Origin of the sequence: Desulfosporosinus sp. FKB (assembly GCF_002196705.1) — a bacterium.
Classification (GTDB): Bacteria; Bacillota; Desulfitobacteriia; order Desulfitobacteriales; family Desulfitobacteriaceae; genus Desulfosporosinus.
Genome location: NZ_NADJ01000038.1, coordinates 78,578 through 101,807, shown reverse-complemented (window position 1 = coordinate 101,807; position 23,230 = coordinate 78,578). Strand labels below are relative to the sequence as shown.

Below are 23,230 nucleotides of genomic sequence, written 5' to 3'. Positions count from 1 at the left end.
CGGAAATAATAAGAACAGTCGAAATTACCTCTCTTTATAATTAAAGAGAGGTAATTTGTTTATGAAATAAGTGTTGAATATTACGTTAAAATTCGAGGATGAGAATAATTTGCATGATCCTCTAAATTTTGTTCCAATGAACATTGCTAATTCATAAATTTGGTAACTAAAAAATATAGTCCCTAGTAAACGCTCACCGTCCGTGGCCCGGGGACACTCGGCAATCCAGGGAAAATAAAAGTCAGGTAGATTAGGCCAGTAATCCCCTGACTTTATAGTTTTTGGTTACTAAATATATTCTAAAGTTATCTTACTTGGTGACAAACGGTTATAACTTGAATATCTTGTATTGTACCATAATTTACCATACTACAAGAATGGAACGAGGGTGAAGCACCAATGCCGTTAGGTAAAATGAATATACTTGGGAATCAACAAGTTCAAATGATGCCTCAAGGAACTCAAGGCTACCAAATGCCGAATGTATCAGGGCAATTTAACCATTCACCATTATTAGGCCGAGGACTTCAAAGATTCGCACCTAAGTTTGGGCTTCCGGGTGGTTTGCTTATGCCACCGGGTTTTTCTCAGCTGCCAAATAACTATGGAGGCGGTCAGGCTGGAACGATGCCCGGTGGGATGATGGGCGGAAATGCAAACTGGGGTCCTGGTCCACAAGCTGGAGGCCAGGGATACGCTGCTCCCGGTTATCCGCCGCAAGGTTTCCAGCAAAATCAAGTGCTGCAGCAACCAATGATGCCGCAAGGCCAAGGGTATCAACCACAAGGGTATCAGCCCCAAGGTTATCCAATCCAGGGATATCCAAATCAGATGGTTAATCAAGGGTACGGGGGGCAAATGCCTGTTCAGCCTGCCTGGGAAAGCCCCAAAAAAGGCGGAATCAAAGCATTTATCAGTAATCTTTTTTCTAAAAAGAAATAATTAATGATTTTATGGCAACTCATTAATTTACGAAGCATTAAGGCTATTTTCGCTTATGTAGGAGTGCGATAGCCTTCTTGTATTGAAAGAGCATTGGTCAAAAGGCAAGATCTTATGAGTATCCGAATTCTTTCATGGTACATAAACTACTTTAAGTGTGAGTTTACGAGGATCGTGAAAGAGGGAGATCAAATGAAGACGGAAGTTTTAAAAAAGGTCTTGACCGACATTCTGGGATCTCTAACTGCTCAGGATAAGACCATTGATAATAATCCCAGGCCGGATGAAGGCCATGCAGTTGCTAACATTGAGGATACCGAGGAGATGCAGGCAATTAAGAGATTATGTCAAAATTTTGCCAAAGCCTTAACCGCACGCGATTATGAATCTTTAGATGGAAGGGCCGAATATCATCTCTATACAGTAGACCATCTGATCAAACTGGTTCAGAACAATGATGAACAAAACACAATCAAAATCCTTACTGATAATAAGATTAAATCTAAATACGAAGATTGTGAGTTTCTTTCTATCACCTTGAGCGAGGATCAGGAGGAAGCAGAGGTAGTTTATAACGTAAAAACATGCGTAATTAGTGCTGAGGACAAATACTTTAAAGAATTAAACAAAAAGAACAATAAGAAAAATAGAATTAATATAGGCACTCCTTTCAGCACTGCCTATACTCTGTTAGTAAAAAAAGAGAAGGGTACTTGGAAAGTCGATAATTTCGAAGCTTCAGATGAAAATATAAAAATTTAGTAGGAATTATTAGTTTAAAAAAGGTAAATGATATATAACAGCATAGTAACTAGATGACAGAGGGTTACCAATACTTTTGGTGTTAAATAAGGACCCAATTTTAACTGAATAATTAAAGAGCAGAGGTTTAAGATAAACCTCTGTTATTAATTACCTGAATTTACATGATAATGAATTTATATTTAAAAATTTTCAACTCTTTTATATAATAAAAAGAAATTTAATTTAATTTTTATATAAAAATATTATATAACTTATATAGAAAAATTGTAAGAAAGAAAAAATTTTATATAAAAATTAAATTAAATGATATTTATTTTTAAAAATAAATAGAGTAAACTTATAACGAAGAAAGGAGGCTTGAACACCAGTTATAGGCACCAATAATCAAAGAGATAATTTCTTACAAACGATTGTCATAAAGAAAGGAGCTTCTTAGTTAATGAATTTATTGAGGAAAAAATCTATTAACAAGCTTATTTTGGAATCACAGCAAAAAAGTGGCCTCAAAAAAGCCTTAGGCGCACTGGATCTTACTGCTTTAGGTATTGGTGCTATTATTGGAACCGGAATTTTTGTCTTAACCGGTGTAGCAGCAGCTGAGTATGCCGGGCCAGCATTGGTTTTATCATTCGTAATTTCTGGAATTGCCTGTGCCTTCGCAGCTCTGGTTTACGCTGAATTCGCTTCAATGGTTCCTGTGGCCGGGAGCGCGTATACTTACAGTTATGCTGCTCTTGGTGAGTTTTTTGCTTGGATCATCGGATGGGATCTTATGCTGGAATATGCACTAGCTTGTAGTACTGTAGCCATTGGTTGGTCAGGGTATTTTGTTAAGCTGCTGCAAGGATTAGGCGTCAATTTGCCTGCCTGGGGTACTTTGTCAGCGGGTTCGGGAGGACTAGTCAACATACCTGCATTAGTAATCGCTCTTTTGATTACTTGGCTTTTATCCCTGGGAGTTAAAGAAAGCACCAGAGTTAATAATATTATCGTTGCTGTCAAACTATTTGCCGTATTAGTCTTTATTGTTGTAGCGATATTTTATGTTAAGCCTTCTAACTGGCAACCTTTCATGCCTTATGGTTGGAATGGAGTGTTCAGGGGTGCCGCTATTGTTTTCTTTGCCTATATTGGTTTTGATGCTGTTTCGACCGCAGCAGAAGAAGTTAAAAATCCTCAAAAGGATTTACCGCGTGGAATTATCGCTTCTTTAATTGTTTGTACTGTTTTGTATATCATTGTAACAGCTATTTTGACCGGCGCTGTTTCTTACACGAAATTAAATGTTTCGGCCCCTATTGCTTTAGCATTACAAGTAATGCATCAGAATTGGGCTGCCGGAATCATTTCCATAGGTGCCCTTGGAGGTATTACGACAGTACTGCTTGTTATGCTCTATGGGCAAACTCGGGTTTTCTATGCAATGTCTCGTGATGGCTTACTTCCGAAAATCTTTAGTGAGACCCATCCGATACATAAAACTCCTAATAAAAGCACTTGGTTAACAGGTATTATTGTAGCAATAGTAGCAGGATTAACTCCAATCGATGTCCTTGCAGAAATGGTCAATATCGGTACAATGGCAGCTTTTGTCTTTGTCTCCATCGCTGTTATTGTTTTGCGTAAATCCCAGCCCGATCTGCCGCGCGCTTTCCGCTGCCCGGGAGTACCTGTCGTCCCTCTATTAGCTGCCCTGTTCTCGTTATTTCTTATGTTTAAATTACCCGGAGCTACATGGATTCGTTTCTTGGTCTGGTTAGTCATTGGTTTGTTTATCTATTTCTTTTATGGATATAGACATAGTAATTTAAATAAAGAGGCAAAGCTCAATGTCGACTAAGAGAATTCAAGGCAGAAAAAACTCTGTTAAATAATTAATGTCTAAGGTACCCTTATAGGGTACCTTTTTTGTAAAAGGTATTTATCAGAGTTCGACGGGGATATATGGGTAATAAGAATGATTAATATAACTTGACATGATATTTACTGCTTTCTAGAATTTGATTAACAGGACTACATGAAGAAAGGTAAAAATCGATGCTCGAAAGATTTGCCGCATGGAATAGTTGGCTAAACCGCCGCATGTTTTTTCTGGTACTGGCTGCAATAATGACAGGTTTCGTGACAGCCATCCCGAAAACTCCTCTATCAAGTCGATTGGTTGTCATTCTCTTTGCTTATATGACATTTGTGAGTGCCCTTAATACCAGTATCAAGGAATTTTTCCGGGTTTTAAAAAAACCTTGGGTTGCAGTTTGGATTCTTTGTTTAGTTCATTTAGTCATGCCAATTATCGCTTGGGGTATAGGGATAATTTTTTACCCTCAAGATGTTTACATAAGAATGGGATTTCTAATTCAATCTGAGATTCCAATTGCTGTGACCTCTTTAATTTGGACGTCAATCGTTGGCGGCGATATGGCCTTATCGATCGTTGCACTTACAATGGATACCCTCGTAAGTCCGTTCCTTTTGCCACTGTTTTTTTCGTTAGTACTTGGTGAGACAGTTCACTTTGATTATTTAACAATGTTCTGGCAATTAGTAACTATGGTTTCTCTGCCGAGTATTTCCGGCATGATCATTCACGATCTAACCAACAATCAGTTGTCCCGATTTACGAATTCTATAGGTGGATTTTCTTCTAAAATTGCCATATTTTTATTGGTGGCCTTAAACGCTGGTGGGGTATCATCGCAAATACAATGGGATCTAGGGTTGGTTAAGTTACTAATGATTATTGGACTTTTAGTAGCCAGTGGCTATTGCCTGGGATATATAGGGGCTCTGCCTTATTGGCACAAAGATTATTCAACTGTGGTTTCAATGGCCTACAATATAGGTATGCGTAATATTGCTTTTGGGGTAGTTTTAGCCATGGCGTATTTTCCTACTCAGGTGGCTATTCCGGTTACCCTGGCAACATTTTTTCAACATCCGCTTGCAGCTATAGTTGCCCAAATCTTAAGAAAGTTTGAGGGAACAAAGAGCACGAAGAAGTTAGCTTGACTTTGATAATCAATTAATTGGCATTAATCTTGCATCAACAATCGTAAGACTCACTGCTACAAGTGGGAGTGGTTCCCATACCTTGGTATTTAATTCATTACTTAAGGGAGAGTGACTTTGACATTGGAAATTAAAAATATTTTTTGTATAGGACGCAATTATCCGTTACATGCTAAAGAGCTTAACAATGCTGTTCCCAGCGAGCCTTTGATATTTTCTAAACCGACACATGCTCTGGCGGAAGCAAATGATCATGAAATGGTATTGCCTAAAGGTTGTGGAGAGATTCACCACGAACTTGAATTTGTCGTTCATATCAGCAGAAGTTATGAGCCGGGATTAACGACGGATGATCTTATCGATCAAATAGCCTTGGGCATTGATTTTACGTTAAGAGATGTTCAGAGCCAGTTGAAGGAAAAAGGGTATCCCTGGCTGCTGGCAAAAGGATTCCCGAATTCTGCTGTTCTGACACCTTGGCTTCCTTTTGAGGGACTAGAAGCTTTCGGCAGCTCGGATTTTACGTTAGAGAAAAACGGACGTGAAGTACAGCGTGGAAATATTAAAGATATGTATTTTACTGTTCCTTCACTTCTTGAGTATATTGCGAAGCACTTTGGGCTTGGGAAAGGCGATATTTTATTTACAGGAACTCCGGCCGGTGTTGGCCCCGTTGCAGAAGGAGATTGTTTGCTTATGAAATGGAATCAGGAGATAATGGGGCAATTTCGAGTGACCTTAAAGTAAGAGTAACTTTACTCTCGTTCCGATCTTTACAAGAGCAGAGGAGGGGTGCCTGGAGGCGGCCCCTTTGCTGTCTAAAAATTACTTGAAAATTTCCTCAATACCGTTTATTTTAAAACTAAATCTATTTAGACAACCGTATGCTGATCGATGTAAGGTGGTGATCGAGAAATGAGGCCGAAGTTATGCCTCCTTGCTCCCAACGAAGATATAGCTCAGGTAGCTCAAGACGTTGTGAAGGAAAGAGAATTCAATTGTGATATTATCGTTGGAAATCTCAAAACCAATGGGGTTGAACTTGCCAAGCGGTCATTTATGGCAGGCAGCGAGGCAATCATTAGTCGAGGGGGAACATTTTTACGAATTCAAGATGAAATTACAGAGATTCCTGCTGTTCAGATAAATGTTTCAACCATAGATTTATTAAAAGCGCTGCATGCAGCCTCATATTTTAGTTACAAAGTGGGTGTTGTCGGTTACTCGAATACAATTTATGAAGCATCTTCTGTTGGCAGGTATCTAAAACTGGACATTACAGAGATCCCCATTGAAAATCCTGTTGCCTTACAAAATCGACTAAAAAATGAAATGAACAAGGGCTTGGAAGTCATTGTCGGAGATACCATGGCCACAGATCTTGCCTCAAGTATGGGAATCGAGGGGATTTTGATTGCTTCTGGAAAGAGAGCTATTTATGAGGCTCTTTGCCAGGCGGAAGATTTGGCAATGCTGCGCAGAAAAGAAGCGATATCTCAACAAAGAATCTACAAGATTTTAAATAAGCTATCTGAGGGGATTTTGGCCACAGATAGCGATCACCGGATAACCCATAGTAATCCAGCTGCTGAAAAGTATCTTGGATTGCCCGTCGGCGATATGCTCGGGAAAACTATTAAAGACATTCTTACTGGTGAATATCGGAATGACGAATTAATTAATCTTAAAGGTCAACAGTATATCTTGAATATTGAACCGATTCTGGACCATGGGGACAAGAATGGTGAAGTATTTACCTTTAAGCCTGTCAAAGAAATCCAGGACATGGAGACTAAATTAAGAAAGAAGCAGCATACCCGAGGCTTAGTTGCCAAATATACATTTAACGATATCATTGGCCAAAGTGAATCTATCCTGGCGAGTATTCATAAAGCAAGACGCATTAGTAAATCCAACGCTACCGTTCTTATTATCGGTAAAACTGGAGTAGGTAAAGAAATGTTTGCCCAGAGTATCCATAATGAAAGTCCAAGAAACCATGGACCTTTCGTGGCCGTTAACTGTGCTGCGCTTCCCGAATCGATTCTCGAAAGCGAACTTTTTGGGTATGTAGAGGGGAGTTTTACCGATGCCAACAAAGGTGGGAAAATGGGCCTTTTTGAATTAGCCCATCGGGGAACTATTTTTCTTGATGAGATTGGCGATATGAGTTTATCAGTTCAAGCAAAAGTATTGAGGGTTATCCAAGAAAAAGAAGTTGTTCGTCTGGGCGGGGACCGGGTTATTCCCGTCGATATCCGAGTAATAACAGCAACTAACGTTGATTTATGGGATGCTGTAAACGACGGACGTTTTCGTCAAGATCTGTATTATAGAATTAATGTCTTGAAAATGGAAATCCCCTCCTTATCCGAGAGAGATCGTGATGTAATTCTTTTGACGGAGTTTTTTCTTAGAAAGCTGGCTCCGCTGATCCAAGTTAAAGTGGGGGCTTTTAATCCTTTGCTTGAACATAGTTGGCCAGGAAATGTTCGGGAATTATATAATTTTGTTGAGCAAATGGCAGTCCTTCATGAAGAGGGCTTCTTAGATGAATTAGAAGTTCGTAAATTTCTGGCCCCTGGTATGAAGAGGAGTGAGGCCTCAACGATTAAACGACTGGGAAACTTTTCTAAAAGAGTGCCGAATGAAGACATTATAAAGGTTTTGGAACAGTGTAACGGCAACCAAGCAATGGCTTGCGAGATTTTAGGAATTAACCGTTCGACCCTTTGGCGTCGTTTAAAAAGGCTTGAGAAAAATTAGTCATCAAAAGATTTGCATTATTGCATAAAGTGTTGCAATTGTTGCATTGCAACAGAATTATTAATAAGTTGTCTATAGACCCCTTAGAACATAAGGGGTCTTCTTCATCAGACATTGGCATAGTTCTTGCTTAATTAGTAATTAAATATCAAATTTTCACAGTATTGTTGACAATAACGCGAGGCTCTGGAAGCTGTGCAAACAACTGTGAAAACATGCGGTATTCAAAGAAGGAGGAAATTCAAACGTGAAAAAAACATTTTTGAAAAAGGTGGTTATCTCAGGATTGGTATTGTCTCTTGCGTTGACCCTGACGGCTTGCGGAACGACAAACCAGGCGTCGACGGCCTCCGGTTCATCAACCCAGGCGGCTTCAAATTATCCGACCAAACCTATTACAGTGTTACAAGGCTTTAGTGCCGGCGGCGGAAGTGACCAGCTGGCCCAAATGACTGAGCCCTATTTACAGAAAATTTTAGGCCAAACCTTTGTAAACCAATATATTCCCGGAGCAACGGGCGCGATTGCCTGGACGCAACTGGCTAGACAAACGAAATCTGATGGCTATACGATCAGTATTACTAACACACCGATGTTAATGACCAACTATCTAATGAGTTCTGATATTAAGTACAATATTGACCAGCTTACTCCAATTGCCAATGTTCTCACTGACCCTGGAATCCTCGTTGTTTCTAAGGACAGCCCCTTTAAAACCTATCAGGATTTTACGAACTATGCCATAGCCCACCCAGGACAACTCACTATTGGAAACTCCGGGACGGGCGGAGATGACTTCTTCTCCATCCTTCAATGGCAAAAAGCAACAGGATTAAGTTTGAAACAGATCCCCTTCCAAGGAGACGGACCTTCATGGCAAGCTGCGGCAGGAGACAAAGTCCAAGCTAGTTCTACCAACCTCGGTGTAGTCTATAGCCAAGTTAAAGCCGGAAATTTAAGAGCATTGGCCTTGTATGCTGATAAGAGAAGCGATCTGCTGCCGGATGTCCCCACCTTGAAAGAACTTGGTGTCGATATGGTGGCCGGTTCTTCCCGCGGTTATAGCGCTCCCAAAGGTATCCCTGATGCCGTGAAAAAGAAACTGGAAGACGCCTTTGCTCAAATGGCGAAAGACCCTGCTTTTCAAAAAGGATTACATGATGCAGCATTACCGGCTGATATAAAAATAGGCGATGATTATGCTAAATACCTTAAAGATCAAGAAACCACCTTTAAGAGCATTTGGGATTCGGTAAAGGAACAAGTGGCGGCCCAAAAGAAATAATCTCTTGATAGCCAGGGGAGAGAAAGTTTCCTCTCCCCTCCATAGCAACAACGTGGAGGTGCTTCAGATGAGTAATTTGGCCAAACACGGGATTGCTTCCGCCGTGGCCTTAATCTTTGCGATTGTCTTTTATGTTGATTCCTTCAATTTGCCCAAAGACGCAGCAAGTTTACCCCGAATTTTGACTTGGATAATTATCATTTTATCTTTGGCGATGTTCGCGGAGGCTTTCTATAAAGAACGTAAAAAAGCCAAAGTGACTTCAGATCCAGCCCTTAAAGCGGATGAGACGGATGAACCTCAGGATCGCATCCATGTATTTCGGATTTTCGTTTTTGCGGCTTTAATCGTTATTTACGTTGCGCTCATCGAACCGTTAGGCTATTTTATTGTGACCCCACTGTTTGCTATAGGAGCGTTGATTTATCTTAAATCAACAAAGCTTTGGAAATCAGTGCTTATTGCAATAGGTTTTACAGTATTTTGTTATTTTCTTTTTGTTGCATTTCTTAAATTGCCAATTCCAATGGGACTTTTGTCTTAAAGGAGGACCATACCGTAATGAACAATTTAATGATGGGCCTATTAAATGTCGTATCGCCTTTTAATCTTTTAGCTGTAGCTGCAGGGACTGCTTTAGGACTCTTTGTCGGAGCTATGCCCGGCCTATCAGCGACGATGGCAATTGCCCTGCTTCTGCCCGTAACCTTTGGCATGGACCCCGCTACAGGGATCAGTATGTTAGCCGCCTTGTACATGGGGGCTATGTATGGCGGTTCGATTTCCGCTATTCTCATACGGACACCTGGTACTCCTGCAGCCGCAGCGACGGTCATGGACGGATATCCCATGGCTCAGCAAGGACGGGCGGGAAAAGCCCTGGGTGTATCATTGACTGCTTCCTTAATTGGTGGAGTTCTCAGTAGTATTGCTCTATTAACGATTGCTCCCTTACTAGGTAAAGCGGCTCTGTCTTTTGGCCCGGTTGAGCTGTTTGCTATTGCTGTTCTCGGAATGACGATTATTGGCTCCCTGTCTTCCGGTTCGCCCATTAAAGGGATTCTTTCCGGAGTAGCCGGTCTGTTGATAGCCATGATTGGGATGGACCCCATTTCGGGAGTACCCCGTTTTACCTTTGGCACCATGTATCTATTTAATGGAGTCTCTTATGTCGTTGCCTTAATCGGACTTTTCTCCATTCCCCAAGCTCTGCGGCTTGTTGAAAAAGATGATGGCAGTCAAAAGGCGGCTCTGATTAAAGATAGAATGCTGCCAACCTGGAAAGAATTAAAGTCCATGATCGTCACGATTTTACGTTCCAGCGTCATCGGAATCTTCACAGGGCTGATTCCCGGAACCGGCGGTGATACGGCCTGTTGGTTCGGCTATAACGAAGCAAAACGTTTTTCCAAGGAAAAAGAAAAATTCGGGACTGGTTATCCTGAAGGTGTTGCAGCTTCAGAAGCTGCCAACAATGCTGTTGTCGGAGGAGCATTGGTCCCGACAATAACTTTGGGAATTCCGGGCAGTTCTGCTACAGCCATTCTTTTAGGCGGCCTCATGGTTCATGGGATTATGCCTGGGCCAACGCTTATGACAGATCACGCTCAAATTACCTACACGTTGATTTGGGCCGTTATGCTTTCCAATATCTTCATGTTTCTGGAAGGCCTTGTCTTTACACGAGCTGCAGTTTCAGTGACAAAAGTACCGAATAAAGTTCTTGCTCCCATTATTGTTATCCTCTGTGTCATTGGGTCTTTTACGATCAATAACAGTATTAATGACGTCTTTGTTATGATCGGCTTCGGAATCCTGGGTTACTTTATGGATAAACTGGATATTCCCACAGCTCCCATGGTGGTTGGCATGATTTTAGGCATGATGCTGGATAACACCATGCGTCAGTCGTTGCTTATGAGCAGTGGGAAATGGTCTATTTTCCTGTCATCTCCACTTTCAACGATTTTGCTCATAATTGCTTTATTATCTCTTCTGCAATCGACACCGATTTTTGCTTGGCTTAAAAAAGCTCTGTTTAAGAAAAACGCTCCTCAACTTGGCGGCAAGTAATAAAGGTTAAAGAGGCGGATTATGAAATGAGTGCCATTGATCAACTTTTAGATAACATACCTATTCCCAGGATGGTTAAAGTTAATCAAGTATTTCAGCGTCCCGTGGCAGATCATTTGGAACAGGAACTTATGGCAAAACTCGAAGGCAAGAACCTGGGCTTTTTGCTTAAGCCCGGACAATCAGTCGCTGTGGCTGTCGGCAGCCGCGGCATATCCAAGATACCGGACATGGTTAAGACTGTTGTCCAGTTTCTTAAAACGAGTGGAGCTAATCCTTTCATAGTGCCCGCCATGGGGAGTCATGGCGGAGCTACAGCCGAAGGCCAAAAGGACATGCTGCGTGGACTTGGGGTTACGGAAGAGTATGTTCAGGCTCCAATTCGGGCAACTATGGAAACGGTACAGATTGGAATAACTGAAAAGGGACTTCCTGTGTATGTGGATAAATACGCTTATGAAGCTGATGCCATTGTCATTATTAACCGCATCAAGCCTCATGTTGCTTTTCGAGGCCCCTATGAAAGCGGGTTAATGAAGATGATAACCATCGGTCTCGGTAAGCAAAAAGGTGCCGATATCTGTCATGAGTTGGGCTTTGGCTGCATGGCAGAAAATATCCCGGACTTTGGGCTGGTAACGCTGCAAAAGACCAATTTGATTTTTGCAGTCGGGGTTCTGGAAAATGCTTACCATGAGATATGCCAAATAGACGTGCTGAAAAATAAAGAAATTGCAGCATCAGAACCGGCCTTGCTGGAAAAGGCTAAAAGCTTATCCTCCAAATTGTACTTTGATGCCCTTGACGTTTTGATTATTGATGAAATCGGTAAAAATATCAGCGGCACCGGATTTGACAATAATATTGTTGGCCGCTACCATACCCCCTACGCAAGCGGAGGACCGGCGATTACAAGAGTAGCAGCCCTTGACATCACGAACGAATCCCATGGCAATGCCAATGGATTGGGTATTCTTGACTTAACAACCAGACGTGTCTTTAACAAAATGAGTTTTGAACACACCTATCCCAATGCCCTTACTTCAACGGTTCCCCTGAGCGTAAAGATTCCTATGGTTTTAAAAAATGACCGGCAAGCCATTCAGGCTGGGATCAAGACTTGCAATATCAGTGATTTATCAAAGGTAAGAATGGTTCGCGTTAAAAACACCTTGAAGATGGGAACGATTGAAGTATCGGAAAGCCTTCTCGAAGAGGTCAAAAGAAATCCCAATCTGGAAATTCTGGGTTCGCCCTATAATCTGGACTTCAATGATGAGGGCAATCTCTTTTAACGAAATCCCTAAGTCTTGACCGGAGGTCTATGATGGCAAAAAGTAAACGTTATAAAAGTTATGAAATAACTGAGGGTGTGGAGAGGGCAGCCCATAGGGCTTTGTTCTTTGCCCTCGGTATTGAGAGGCAAGACTTAGATAAGCCTGTGATTGCCGTCGTTAACACGCGGAGTGAAATTGTGCCGGGCTGTGTCGCCCAGAGCTATATGGTAGAGAGGGTTAAGCAAGGAATTATTGAAGCCGGGGGATTGCCTTTTGAGATTAATACAATAGCTGTTTGTGACGGGCTTGCCCAAGGGCATGAAGGAATGAAGTATTCTTTGCCGGCTCGTGATATTATAGCCGATTCCCTTGAAATTTCCCTGGAGGCTCATCGGTTTGATGGTGCCGTATTTTTAGCGGCTTGCGATAAAATGACTCCCGGAATGCTTATGGCAGCAGCGCGCGTCAATATTCCTTCGATTTTTGTTCCTGCTGGAGTTATGAAAGCCGGTGATTATTTCGGACAGCAAATTACTATTTCCAACATGCGGGAATATGTCGGCAAATATCTTACGGGGAAAATTGATTTACCTGCCCTGCAGCAAATTGAAGAGTTAGCGTGCCCTGGGGTTGGAACTTGTTCGATGATTGGAACGGCCAATACTATGGCAGGAATATGTGAAGTTCTTGGCTTGGCATTGCCTCTATCCTCAACAACAGAAGCCAATACGCCGGCAAAAGCCAGAGAAGGGCGTAGAGCCGGAAGACGTATCGTTGAACTTGTTCAAAGAAATATTAAACCAGCCGATATTTTATGCCTTGAATCATTTGCCAATGCTATTAGATTTACCCTGGCGATTGGCGGATCGACGAATACTGTTCTTCATATTCCGGCGATAGCCTTTGAAATGGGCATAGAATTGAACCTTGAAACGTTTGACCGTTATGCTAATACACCATATATAGCAAAAATCAGCCCCTCAGGGCCTAAAACTATGGGCGATTTTCACCGAGCAGGCGGGGTTCCCGCAGTTCTTCAATCGCTGGGCGATATTATGGATTTGAACATCAACACAGTGGCGGGGCAGACTTTAAACGATATTGCCTTAGAAGCTGAGTGGAAAGACAGGGATATGATTCGTCCGCGGGAAAACCCCTTCCGCTTGGACGGCGGCTTAAAAGTCCTTTGGGGGAGTTTAGCTCCGGAAGGCGCCATTGTCAAACGATCGGACTGCCAAGAAAAATTGTGGGTTCATGAAGGCCCTGCCTATGTTTTTGATTCTATGGAAGAGGCTATTGAGGCTGTCAAAGAAAAACAGGTCAAAGAAGGTTCCGTTATTGTCATTCGCTACGAGGGTCCCGTTGGCGGGCCGGGTATGCGGGAGATGCAGATGATTACAGCGATGTTGATGGGTTCTGGTCTGGGTGAAAGCACAGCTTTAGTAACTGATGGACGATTATCAGGATCTTCGCGCGGCCCTTGTATTGGACACGTTTCCCCGGAAGCAGCCTTAGGTGGACCGATCGCTCTGGTCGAAAACGGTGATAAGATATCAATTAACCTTTTGGAAGGTTCGCTTAATCTAAATGTTGACCAGGAAGTTTTGCAGGTCCGACGCCAAACTTGGGTACCTGTGATTAAGGAAACTAAAGGAATCTTAAGACGATATGCAAGGTTGAGACCTAACCCTTTGAATGGGGCTCTTTGGGATTCTTAAAACTTGTGAAAATATTAATTAGCGAAGGCTGCAAGGTTGCAATTATTGCAATAACTGCAACCTTTGCAATCATTGCAACATTCGATAAGAGTGAAATCCTCGCAGAACGAACGAAAGACCATCTGGCATAGTATTTGCAATAACGACGCCATACAAAAACAAAACCATCGAAAACCTTTCGAAGTAATTATAGGTTCATTTAGAGGGGTTTGGAAAGGAGGATTAGGCGCTTGAAGAAGATGCTGCGCGGGTCTCAGGAGTTATTTGAAGGTATTAAAGGTGCTTATCCGAGAGCTATGTTTAAATCGGTAGGCTATACGCAAGAGGACCTTAAGAAACCGGTTATCGGGGTCGTAAGCGCTTGGTCAGAAATTCATCCTGGTAGTTATGCCAACAAAGAGTTGGCCCAATTTGTTAAGGCGGGTGTCTGGGCCGCAGGTGGAACTCCTGTTGAATTTCATACTATAGCAGTCTGTGATGCTATTGCTCAAGGTCTGGGAATGCATTACTCTTTGCCCAGCAGAGAAGTTGTGGCTGCAGAGATTGAAGTGATGGTTGGTTCAGGAGGGTTTGACGGACTGGTTTTTCTGCCTTCTTGTGATAAGTCCCCTGTCGCTATGCTAATGGCAGCTGCGAGATTAAATATTCCCAGTATATTTTTGCCGCCTGGTCCAATGCTTTCTCATTTTGATGAAAACGGTCAACAACGAGTTATGTCCGATATCAAAGAAGGCATGGGTGCTGTAAAAAAACATTTGATAACCGCTGAACAGCTTGAAGCCATCGAGACAGATACCTGCACCACAGTGGGAGTTTGCGGCATGATGGGAACAGGCAATACCATGGGTTGTCTCATTGAAGCTCTTGGTATGAGTTTGCCGGAAACTTCAACAACTCCAGTAGTTTATGCAGAAAAGCGCCGTCAGGCTAAAGAAACTGGGAAACGCATCGTCGAAATGGTTCGGGAAAATTTAAAACCAAGGCATATTTTGACTTCAGACAACTTGGAAAATGGTGTGCGTTTCCTAATGTCTATCGGCGGGTCAACCAATGTTATTCTGCACTTACCGGCAATCGCTCGGGAAGCCGGTCTGGAATTAAGCCTGGCACGGATTGATGAATTATCTGGGTTAACTCCCTGTATCGCTAAATTCAAGCCCTCCAGTAAGTTTACGCTCTGGGATTTTTATCAAGCCGGTGGCGTTGGAGCTATTTTGGGAGCATTAAAGCCCCGAATTAATAATGACGTCCGGACAGTAACAGGAGAAACTATTACCAGTTACAGTCGGATGGTTAAAAATCAGGAAGCGATTCATACTCTGGAAAATCCTTTGCAGCCTCAAGGCGGAATTGTGATTCTCAAAGGAAATCTCGCTCCGGACGGAGCCGTTATTAAAGTGAGCGGCGTCAAGAATGCACCGTCTCGTCAAGTTGGGACGGCCAAGACATTTGAGTCTGAAGAAGGTCTGATGGATCACATTATGAATAAGGAAATTAAACCCGGGGATGTATTGGTCATACGTTATGAAGGCCCTGCAGGCGGCCCTGGGATGAGGGAAATGTCCATCCCCGCTGCTTTATTAACAGGGATGGGCTTAGGAGACAGTGTAGCTATGATTACCGACGGACGGTTTTCTGGCGCAACGAGAGGCTTTTGCATCGGTCATGTTACTCCTGAAGCCCATGTAGGAGGTCCCATCGCCATTGTCGAGGATGGGGATTCTATTGAAATAGATATTGCAAACAAACAGTTGAATCTTCTTATTAGTCAAGAAGAAATGGCTGCACGGTTCGCTAAATTGACACCGAGGAAACCTCCTGTTGATACCGGTTTCCTTGGACTATACAGCCGCAGTGTTGGACAGGCAAACCGCGGTGCTCTGTTAGAAAATAAGGATTAAACGGTTAGGAGGGCAGAACTAATGCATAAGGCTTTGCGCATCGATCCACGGGATAATGTCGCCGTTGTCCTTACCGAATTAAAGAAAGGCGAAGAGGTTTTAATCAATACTGAAACTGGCTCTATCCAATTGACAGCCTTAAGTGATATTCCTTTCGGCCATAAAATAGCCATGAGCTCTCTTGCGAGCCACGACCCTATCATAAAATACGGTGAAGAAATCGGCAAAGCCAAATCCACGGTTGAACCTGGAGAGTGGATTCATTTACAGAACCTTTATTGCGAAAGAGGGCGGGAAGATTAAACCCTTGTACTTCCGAGGAAAGGAGTTAAAGACAATGCATTCGTTTTACGGATATAGACGTCCCCAAGGCTTGCCAGGGGTTAGAAATTGGGTAGCCGTTATTTCATCAGTTTTCTGTGCCAATAATGTTGTGCGTCGTATTGTCCAGCAGGTTGCAGGAACGGTTGAGCTTACCCATCCCGTTGGCTGCAGTCAGGTGGGATTGGATTTAGAACTGACAGCAAAAGCGCTAAAGGGAGTCGGCAGACACCCGAATTTCTACGGCGTTGTCGTAGTTGGACTTGGCTGTGAGCGTTTTCGAGCTGAGGAACTGGCCGATAGTATCGCTGCCACAGGAAAACCTGTAGAAATGGTTGTTATTCAAGAAGAGGGGGATACCCAAAAGGCCATTGAAAAAGGCGTTCGTTTCGCACAAAGTCTTGTTGAGCAGGCAGCCAAGCAGAAGCAAGAAGAATTCCCCCTGTCGGAGTTGTTTTTGGGGCTAAAATGCGGGGGCACCGATGCTACCTCCGGAATCGCTGCTAATCCGGTGCTTGGTTGGGTTACGGACCAAGTTATTGCCGAAGGCGGCAGAGCAATGTTTACTGAGGTCACGGAATTGATCGGCGCCGAACACGTGCTTGCGCGCAGAGCTGTCACTCCGGAGGTAGGACAAAAAATACTCGATATGGTCCGCAATATGGAAAATAAATTGAAGCTAGGAACAGGACATAGTGAACTTCAAAATCGCTCGGCACTTATTTCACCAGGTAATGAGGATGGCGGAGTAACAAGCGTCGTTGAAAAGGCACTGGGAGGAATCCATAAGGGAGGCACTGGTCCTATAACCGGAGTGCTTAGCTATGGCGAACCAGTTGGTGGTCCGGGTCTATATATTTTAGATTGCCCCGGTCATGACGGAGAAGCAGTAACGGGGTTATCAGCATCCGGCTGCCAGGTTGTTGTTTTTACAACGGGGAGAGGGACCCCGACAGGTTTCCCCGGTGTACCGGTCGTGAAAATAACCGGAAATACCTCAACCTATGAGCGGATGAAGTTTAATCTTGACTTTAATGCCGGGGAAGTTATCGATAAAGGCTTCACTATCCCCAATGTCGGAGCCGGACTTTTACAGAAGGTGATTGACACTGCCACAGGTGAACCCACAAAAGCAGAAATTGCTATGGGAGATGAATTGTTCTGTATTACCCGTAGTTACGGCGGGTAAAGAAAACCATAAATTTACTCACTGAATGTTCGTTGATTTTAAGGGGGTTGAATTTTAATGGCCTTTCAACTAAAAGGGATTTACGCACCAATTCCAACACCGTTTGTTAATGGTCAAATTGCTTATGATAAACTGGATAAAAATCTGGAATTTTGGCTTGGTTCTAAGCTTGAAGGTCTTGTAGTGCTGGGTTCGAATGGCGAATTTGTACTCTTAAGTACCGAGGATAAACTAAAACTTATTTCCTATGTCTGCCAGAAATCAAAGGGCCTGAAGCCTGTCATTGCCGGAACAGGGGCAGAATCGACTGCTGAAACGATTCACTTAAGCCAGGAGGCTGCGGCTGCTGGAGCTGCAGCGGTTCTGGTCGTTACCCCCAATTATTATAAGGGCTCTATGTCGGATAATGTTTTAAAGAAATATTATTTAGATGTTGCAGAAGCTTCGCCGGTTCCTTTGATTCTTTACAACATGCCGCGAAATACAGGAATCAATCTGTCGACTAAAGTTGTAGAGGAACTTGCACAACATCCCAATATCATAGGGATCAAAGACAGCGGCGGAAATATAGTCCAAATCGCAGAAATGATCCATAAAACTCCTTCTGATTTTGCCATCTTTGCCGGTTCTGCCAGCTTCCTTTATCCCAGCTTAGCCTTGGGGGCTACCGGAGGTACCTTAGCTCTCGCCAATGTATTTCCCAATGAATGTGCTGAGGTACAGGAATTATTTGAAAAGGGCAAATTACAAGAATCGAAGGCTTTACAGCTTAGCTTGATGGAAAGCAATGCTGCAGTCACAGCTCGTTTCGGAATTGCAGGTCTTAAAGCCGCTTTGGATATAATAGGGTATTACGGCGGAGATCCTTGTCCTCCTCTGCAGCCAATCGGAGCAGATGAAAGAGAGGAACTAAAACAAATTTTAAATCGTACCCACTTTCTTGCCAAAACGTTGTAAACTAGAACTAGGATCAAAGCTGATTGAGGTGACCGGTGTTGAACCACCGGTTACCTTTATAATCTTTGGAGAAACATAATTAAACATTGTAGAAGGGAGCAGAGGCGGGGAAGTATGGAGACAAACGCAATATTAGCCCTGATTATTTTTGCCTTAACTTACGTATTTATCATGTCTGAGAAAATGCACCGGGCGATTGCTGCCTTGTTGGGCGGTATGATTCTTATTGTAACCGGCGTGCTTACTCAAGAAAAGGCTATCAGTTACATTGACTGGAACACACTGGGACTATTAATAGGCATGATGATTGTGGTCGGAATCACTCGGCGCTCAGGTGTTTTTCAATACCTGGCGCTTTGGGCTGTTCGCATTGCCAAAGGAGAGCCGATTCGCATCCTGATTGCTTTAGCAACGGTAACGGCTATTGTATCCGCTTTTTTAGATAATGTGACCACGGTCTTGCTTATTGTCCCTATCACCTTTTCGATTGCCGATCAACTTGACGTTGATCCTATTCCTTTCTTAGTCTGTCAGATTCTGGCCAGTAACATAGGCGGCACGGGAACGCTTATTGGAGATCCCCCGAACATTATGATTGGCAGCCAGGCAGGGTTAGGGTTTATGGACTTCATTGTCAATTTAATGCCTGTTATAGCTATTATTCACATCGTAATTATGGCCATTTTCTGGTTCTTGTACCATAAGAAAATGCAGGTTCCCGAGGAACGCAAACAGGCTGTTTGCCGAGTCAATCCCAAAGATGAGATATCTGATTATCTCCTATTAAAGAAAAGCCTCGCTGTATTATTACTGATTATGGCTGCTTTCGTTGTTCATGATGCCTTGCATTTAGAATCTGCCACAATTGCCCTTACGGGGGCTGTCCTCCTTATGCTCATTGCTCATGAAGAACCGGAGGATATTCTCTTAGCCGTTGAATGGCCTTCCATCTTCTTTTTCCTGGGCTTGTTTATTGTTGTCGGGGGATTGGTCGAAACTGGTCTGATTGGACGCCTGGCCCAATGGACAATGAATGCCACGGCAGGGAACTTTCGCTTGACAGGCATGTTCATCCTCTGGTTGTCGGCAGTCGCATCGGCTTTTGTGGATAATATTCCTTTTGTGGCTACGATGATTCCTTTAATCAAAGACATGGGCCACTTGGGTAATTTGTCTTCGGCAGCCCTGAAGCCTCTCTGGTGGTCCTTATCTCTGGGAGCTTGTCTGGGTGGTAACGGAACTTTAATTGGTGCTTCGGCCAATGTTATTGTTGCAGGCTTAGCGGAGAAGAACGGTGCGAAAATTAAGTTCCTATCATTTATGAAGATCGCATTTCCGTTAATGCTTGTGTCCGTTGCGATTTCAACGGTTTATCTGCTGTCCGTTTATTTTTAACGGCTCGACATGTTCTCAGACGATCAAGGATTTGATTGGAGATCAATAACGATTGGAGACAGCACATTTCATTGATGGAGTGTTAAAAAGGAGGGCTTTTTGTGCCGCCCAAAGTGTTTATTGCCAAACCTGTTCCTCAAGCCGTGAGAGATTATGTAGGCAAGTCTTGTGACTATGAAATGTGGAATGAACAACGGCCAATTTCCAGATCGGAACTTTTAGATCGAATCTCCGATATTGAAGGCTTGATGGTCACAAGTCTAATTTCACGGATTGATGAAGAATTATTAGCCAAGGCCCCAAAGCTAAGAATTATCAGCAATATTTCCGTGGGCTACGATAATTTTGATTTGGAAGTCATGAAAAAGCGACAAGTGTTGGGAACGAACACCCCTGGTGTTCTCAGCAATACTGTAGCAGATTTAGCGCTTGGTTTGATGCTTTGTTCGGCAAGGCGTCTTTCAGAACTCGACAGGTTTGTTAAAGAAGGCCAATGGAATAGCCAAATTTCTGAGGCAGAGTTTGGTTATGATGTCCATCACCAAACGTTGGGTATCATCGGGATGGGTTCGATTGGTTTAGAAGTAGCGCGTCGAGCAAAGAATGGCTTTAAGATGAATATTCTTTATTTCAATAGAAACCGCAATAATTCGGCTGAAGAGGAGTTAGACGCAAGATACTGTGACCTGCCGGAACTGCTTGCTCAATCTGATTTTGTGATTGTCTTAGCTCCCTTAACTAAGGAAACGAAACATCTCATCGGATCAAATGAGTTCAGTCTGATGAAGACTTCAGCAATTTTTTTCAATATTTCTCGGGGAGGAACAGTTGACGAAGAAGCCTTAATTTCTGCTCTTCGAGAGCGTAAAATTGCAGGTGCCGCTTTGGATGTCTTTTCTCACGAGCCTATTAATAAAGACAATCCCTTACTTCAATTTCCGAATGTTATAACGGTTCCTCACATCGGATCAGCAACAATGACATGCCGGAATGAGATGGCTATGCTGGCTGCAAAGAATTTGGTGGCAGGGCTTAAAGGTGAAAATCCTCCGAATCTAGTGAAGGAACTCCTCTAACCTGCTTCTAAATAATCCTTGGTTATTGCTTTTTTAAAAAAACTTTAGTAATATACTCTTATTTAGTTAAGAGATATATGAAAATTATTCTGAAAGTTTCTTGCTAAAAGGTTTTCACTAGAAAAAATAGAAAGTTGTTTGCCAAAACCTTAAGCAAGTTTTAGCGAACAACTTTTGTTTTAGGGTAAAGGGATTTTTAAAAATTCCAATATTTTATAGGAAAGATAAAGCTGAAATAACATATCACCGTCATTTAAATCAATATTTAAAATGCTTTCAATTTTTTCGATGCGATGAAACATAGTGTTACGATGGATATTCAATTCAACAGCTGAATCTTTAACATTTTTAAAGTGATAAAGATAAGTATACAGGCTTCGGGCAAACTCTGTGTTGTTTTCTTTATCATAGTCAATAAGTTTGAGCAGCAAATGGTGTAAAAATTTTTTGTAATGATTGTTATCACCGTGAACATAGATAAGATCATAAATCAGATAATTATCGTAGCGGAAGAAATGCATCTCTTTATTAAGCAGATTGCCCAGTCTTAAAGCCTGAAGAGACTCCAGGTATCGTTCTCTTACTTCTGTAAAATCAGTAAAGGTGCGGCTGATTCCGGCTTGTAAATGATTATTGACAATAAACTCTTTCAGGCCTTTTGTTTCTATTTCTAAAAAATGAATTTCATGTTCACTGCTGGCGAGTATGACAATGTTATCGTTATAAATAACTGCTTTAGAATTTAGAAGTTTTTTTTCAACTTCCTCTCGCAAATAGGGAAGCGTTAGATTCGATACGGTTAATTTTTGCGTTTCCAGATAGATGACAAACAGCTTGCCTTTAAATTTTATACCTAGTACCTTCAGCCGCTCATTAATTATCCTAAGGTCCCTAAGATTACCATCGAGAAGATCAAGCAAAAAGCTTTGATGTGATAGACCAGAAGATAAATTAAGATATCTGTTTTTTTGCAGTTCAACGGAAAAGGCAGCGCAAAGAATGGAGACGATTTCCTTGTCGCAATCATTAAACGGGTGATTATGAGCGCAAACTACTAAAACTCCGACGTTCCTGTCATTAATGGAGATTTTGCCGATAATTCTGGGGTATTTACAGTAGGGGTCAAGCCAGTAGAAAGGGTCCTCGTTTTTTTCTATTTTGTCAAACAAACTATTATTTAAATAATAGGAATAGGTTCGAAAAATAAAATTCTTATTCTTATGGAGTTCATTCCAAACTGGATCATCCTCGACCTTTGATTCCCCGGTCGTCGCGAGAAGCTTTATACTTAAATCGGTGATGGTAAAAGGGTTGCCTAACATTTGATATCCGAGATCAACCAGTGACTGCAGTCCTGAACTTTTGCTCAACGTTTTTATTAGTTCCAGGGAATAGCGGGAAAGAAGCGAATTATCCTCCATAATGCCCTCCTTTGTCAAAATAGTGCACAATGTACAATCTAGACAGAATTATATGTTAAATTTCACAAAGGTAGAATTTTTAAAAAATAGAATATATAATAATATTATAATGTATAGACAAATTTTTCAGATTAGGGAGGTGACAGCATTCTGCAATCTCTATTCTATACCTAAAATGGCGTGCTTCCTAGATGAACTCCGGAAATTGTGAAGTGCTTAATTTACCCTAACTGCGGATGCTGTTTTGAGAAGAGAAGAGAAACTCGCTGAAGAACAATTTGAAAATGGAGGTAGATTAATCTTGATAATTATTGGTGAAAAAATTAACGGCGCTATTCCCTCCGTGGCCAAGGCCATTGCCAGCAAAGATGCCGAATTTATTAAAGATCTTGCTAAAATTCAGAGTGAAGCCGGTGCCAATTTCATTGATGTTTGTGCATCTGTTGAAGACAGTCTTGAGCTTAAAACCATTAAATGGCTTATTGACTTGGTGCAAGAGGTTACAGATACCCCTATATCTATAGACAGTCCTAATGCGCGTATCTGTGCTGAAGCTATCAAATTTTGCAAAAAGCCTGGCCTCATAAATTCAGTCTCCATGGAAGGTGACAAGATTGAACTTGTCTTCCCAATTATTGCTGAGACAAAATGGGAGTGCGCTGCCCTCTTGTGTGACGATACCGGGATTCCCCAGACGGGCGAAAAACGTCTGGAAGTGTTTGCAGAGATTATGAAGAAAGCGAAAGAGTATCATATTGCTCCTTCAAGACTGCATATTGATCCATTAGTACAAATGCTTTGCACTTCAGAAGATGGCATTCTTACGATCATGGATGTTATCAAAGAAATCAAGAAGCAATATCCGGACATTCATGTTACGGGTGGTGCCAGCAACATTTCCTTTAATCTTCCTGTCCGAAAACTCGTTAATCAAGCCTTTATTGTCTTATCGATGGGTTCCGGCATGGACAGTGCGATCCTTGATCCAACGAACAAAGATCTAATGGGTATGCTCTACGCAACAGAAGCCCTTCTGGGTATGGACGAATATTGCATGGAATACATCGGTGCATACCGAGAAGGAAAATTTGGTGTTAAAAAGTAATAATTAATATAAAAATAAGGGAGGAATTCG

Annotated in this window: 19 protein-coding genes; 18 read left to right on the top strand and 1 reads right to left on the bottom strand. The window is 42.3% G+C overall.

Translation table 11 applies throughout. The features are described 5' to 3' along the window. Positions 1–399 precede the first annotated feature (399 nt). The 17 genes from B5Y67_RS16965 to B5Y67_RS16885 all read left to right on the top strand — a co-directional run bounded on the left by B5Y67_RS16965 (position 400) and on the right by B5Y67_RS16885 (position 20,674). Complete coding sequence (locus B5Y67_RS16965; RefSeq protein ID WP_088227613.1) at positions 400–942, top strand: hypothetical protein; 543 nt, start codon at positions 400–402, stop codon at positions 940–942. Between the two features lie 192 nt (positions 943–1,134). After that, positions 1,135–1,704, top strand: coding sequence for a hypothetical protein (locus B5Y67_RS16960; RefSeq protein ID WP_088227612.1), 570 nt, complete (start codon positions 1,135–1,137; stop codon positions 1,702–1,704). A 442-nt stretch (positions 1,705–2,146) separates the two neighbouring features. Then, entirely contained in the window at positions 2,147–3,547 is a 1,401-nt protein-coding gene (locus B5Y67_RS16955) for an amino acid permease (protein ID WP_088227611.1), read from the top strand. Between the two features lie 197 nt (positions 3,548–3,744). After that, complete coding sequence (locus B5Y67_RS16950; RefSeq protein ID WP_088227610.1) at positions 3,745–4,716, top strand: bile acid:sodium symporter family protein; 972 nt, start codon at positions 3,745–3,747, stop codon at positions 4,714–4,716. Positions 4,717–4,839: 123 nt separating this feature from the next. Further along, positions 4,840–5,463, top strand: a complete 624-nt coding sequence (locus tag B5Y67_RS16945) for a fumarylacetoacetate hydrolase family protein (RefSeq protein WP_088227922.1) — start codon at positions 4,840–4,842, stop codon at positions 5,461–5,463. A gap of 168 nt (positions 5,464–5,631) precedes the next feature. Then, positions 5,632–7,482, top strand: a complete 1,851-nt coding sequence (locus tag B5Y67_RS16940; protein ID WP_088227609.1) for a sigma 54-interacting transcriptional regulator — start codon at positions 5,632–5,634, stop codon at positions 7,480–7,482. Between the two features lie 247 nt (positions 7,483–7,729). Further along, on the top strand, positions 7,730–8,767 hold the full coding sequence (locus B5Y67_RS16935) for a tripartite tricarboxylate transporter substrate binding protein (protein ID WP_088227608.1): 1,038 nt from the start codon (positions 7,730–7,732) through the stop codon (positions 8,765–8,767). A 67-nt stretch (positions 8,768–8,834) separates the two neighbouring features. Then, entirely contained in the window at positions 8,835–9,311 is a 477-nt protein-coding gene (locus tag B5Y67_RS16930; protein WP_088227607.1) for a tripartite tricarboxylate transporter TctB family protein, read from the top strand. Positions 9,312–9,328: 17 nt separating this feature from the next. Next, on the top strand, positions 9,329–10,840 hold the full coding sequence (locus B5Y67_RS16925) for a tripartite tricarboxylate transporter permease (protein ID WP_088227606.1): 1,512 nt from the start codon (positions 9,329–9,331) through the stop codon (positions 10,838–10,840). A gap of 26 nt (positions 10,841–10,866) precedes the next feature. Further along, the gene (locus B5Y67_RS16920; RefSeq protein ID WP_088227605.1) at positions 10,867–12,135 is read left to right on the top strand and encodes a lactate racemase domain-containing protein; all 1,269 of its coding nucleotides are present in this window, start codon (positions 10,867–10,869) and stop codon (positions 12,133–12,135) included. Between the two features lie 32 nt (positions 12,136–12,167). Beyond that, entirely contained in the window at positions 12,168–13,835 is a 1,668-nt protein-coding gene (ilvD, locus tag B5Y67_RS16915) for a dihydroxy-acid dehydratase (RefSeq protein ID WP_088227604.1), read from the top strand. Positions 13,836–14,074: 239 nt separating this feature from the next. Further along, a complete protein-coding gene (gene ilvD, locus B5Y67_RS16910; RefSeq protein WP_242976034.1) occupies positions 14,075–15,736 on the top strand; it encodes a dihydroxy-acid dehydratase in 1,662 nt (553 codons plus the stop codon). A 21-nt stretch (positions 15,737–15,757) separates the two neighbouring features. Next, complete coding sequence (locus B5Y67_RS16905; RefSeq protein ID WP_088227603.1) at positions 15,758–16,039, top strand: UxaA family hydrolase; 282 nt, start codon at positions 15,758–15,760, stop codon at positions 16,037–16,039. Between the two features lie 34 nt (positions 16,040–16,073). Beyond that, positions 16,074–17,246: a UxaA family hydrolase gene (locus B5Y67_RS16900; protein WP_088227602.1), complete on the top strand. Its 1,173-nt coding sequence runs from the start codon at positions 16,074–16,076 to the stop codon at positions 17,244–17,246. 57 nt (positions 17,247–17,303) lie between these two features. After that, on the top strand, positions 17,304–18,203 hold the full coding sequence (locus B5Y67_RS16895) for a dihydrodipicolinate synthase family protein (RefSeq protein ID WP_088227601.1): 900 nt from the start codon (positions 17,304–17,306) through the stop codon (positions 18,201–18,203). A gap of 114 nt (positions 18,204–18,317) precedes the next feature. Continuing rightward, entirely contained in the window at positions 18,318–19,598 is a 1,281-nt protein-coding gene (locus tag B5Y67_RS16890; RefSeq protein ID WP_088227600.1) for an ArsB/NhaD family transporter, read from the top strand. A gap of 101 nt (positions 19,599–19,699) precedes the next feature. Then, on the top strand, positions 19,700–20,674 hold the full coding sequence (locus B5Y67_RS16885; RefSeq protein WP_088227599.1) for a D-glycerate dehydrogenase: 975 nt from the start codon (positions 19,700–19,702) through the stop codon (positions 20,672–20,674). 179 nt (positions 20,675–20,853) lie between these two features. Here the strand turns inward: B5Y67_RS16885 and B5Y67_RS16880 are convergent, their stop codons facing one another. Continuing rightward, entirely contained in the window at positions 20,854–22,095 is a 1,242-nt protein-coding gene (locus tag B5Y67_RS16880; RefSeq protein WP_088227598.1) for a helix-turn-helix domain-containing protein, read from the bottom strand. Between the two features lie 301 nt (positions 22,096–22,396). Between B5Y67_RS16880 and B5Y67_RS16875 the strand changes: the two genes are divergently transcribed. After that, the gene (locus tag B5Y67_RS16875) at positions 22,397–23,200 is read left to right on the top strand and encodes a methyltetrahydrofolate cobalamin methyltransferase (RefSeq protein ID WP_088227597.1); all 804 of its coding nucleotides are present in this window, start codon (positions 22,397–22,399) and stop codon (positions 23,198–23,200) included. The last annotated feature ends 30 nt before the right edge of the window (positions 23,201–23,230 follow it).

What these genes read in the sequence shown, in the direction of transcription:
- B5Y67_RS16965 (WP_088227613.1), top strand. Translation starts at nt 400, where the DNA reads ATGCCGTTAGGTAAAATGAATATACTTGGGAATCAACAAGTTCAAATG.
- B5Y67_RS16960 (WP_088227612.1), top strand. Translation starts at nt 1,135, where the DNA reads ATGAAGACGGAAGTTTTAAAAAAGGTCTTGACCGACATTCTGGGATCT.
- B5Y67_RS16955 (WP_088227611.1), top strand. Translation starts at nt 2,147, where the DNA reads ATGAATTTATTGAGGAAAAAATCTATTAACAAGCTTATTTTGGAATCA.
- B5Y67_RS16950 (WP_088227610.1), top strand. Translation starts at nt 3,745, where the DNA reads ATGCTCGAAAGATTTGCCGCATGGAATAGTTGGCTAAACCGCCGCATG.
- B5Y67_RS16940 (WP_088227609.1), top strand. Translation starts at nt 5,632, where the DNA reads ATGAGGCCGAAGTTATGCCTCCTTGCTCCCAACGAAGATATAGCTCAG.
- B5Y67_RS16930 (WP_088227607.1), top strand. Translation starts at nt 8,835, where the DNA reads ATGAGTAATTTGGCCAAACACGGGATTGCTTCCGCCGTGGCCTTAATC.
- B5Y67_RS16925 (WP_088227606.1), top strand. Translation starts at nt 9,329, where the DNA reads ATGAACAATTTAATGATGGGCCTATTAAATGTCGTATCGCCTTTTAAT.
- B5Y67_RS16920 (WP_088227605.1), top strand. Translation starts at nt 10,867, where the DNA reads ATGAGTGCCATTGATCAACTTTTAGATAACATACCTATTCCCAGGATG.
- ilvD (WP_088227604.1), top strand. Translation starts at nt 12,168, where the DNA reads ATGGCAAAAAGTAAACGTTATAAAAGTTATGAAATAACTGAGGGTGTG.
- ilvD (WP_242976034.1), top strand. Translation starts at nt 14,075, where the DNA reads ATGCTGCGCGGGTCTCAGGAGTTATTTGAAGGTATTAAAGGTGCTTAT.
- B5Y67_RS16905 (WP_088227603.1), top strand. Translation starts at nt 15,758, where the DNA reads ATGCATAAGGCTTTGCGCATCGATCCACGGGATAATGTCGCCGTTGTC.
- B5Y67_RS16900 (WP_088227602.1), top strand. Translation starts at nt 16,074, where the DNA reads ATGCATTCGTTTTACGGATATAGACGTCCCCAAGGCTTGCCAGGGGTT.
- B5Y67_RS16895 (WP_088227601.1), top strand. Translation starts at nt 17,304, where the DNA reads ATGGCCTTTCAACTAAAAGGGATTTACGCACCAATTCCAACACCGTTT.
- B5Y67_RS16890 (WP_088227600.1), top strand. Translation starts at nt 18,318, where the DNA reads ATGGAGACAAACGCAATATTAGCCCTGATTATTTTTGCCTTAACTTAC.
- B5Y67_RS16880 (WP_088227598.1), bottom strand. Translation starts at nt 22,095, where the DNA reads ATGGAGGATAATTCGCTTCTTTCCCGCTATTCCCTGGAACTAATAAAA.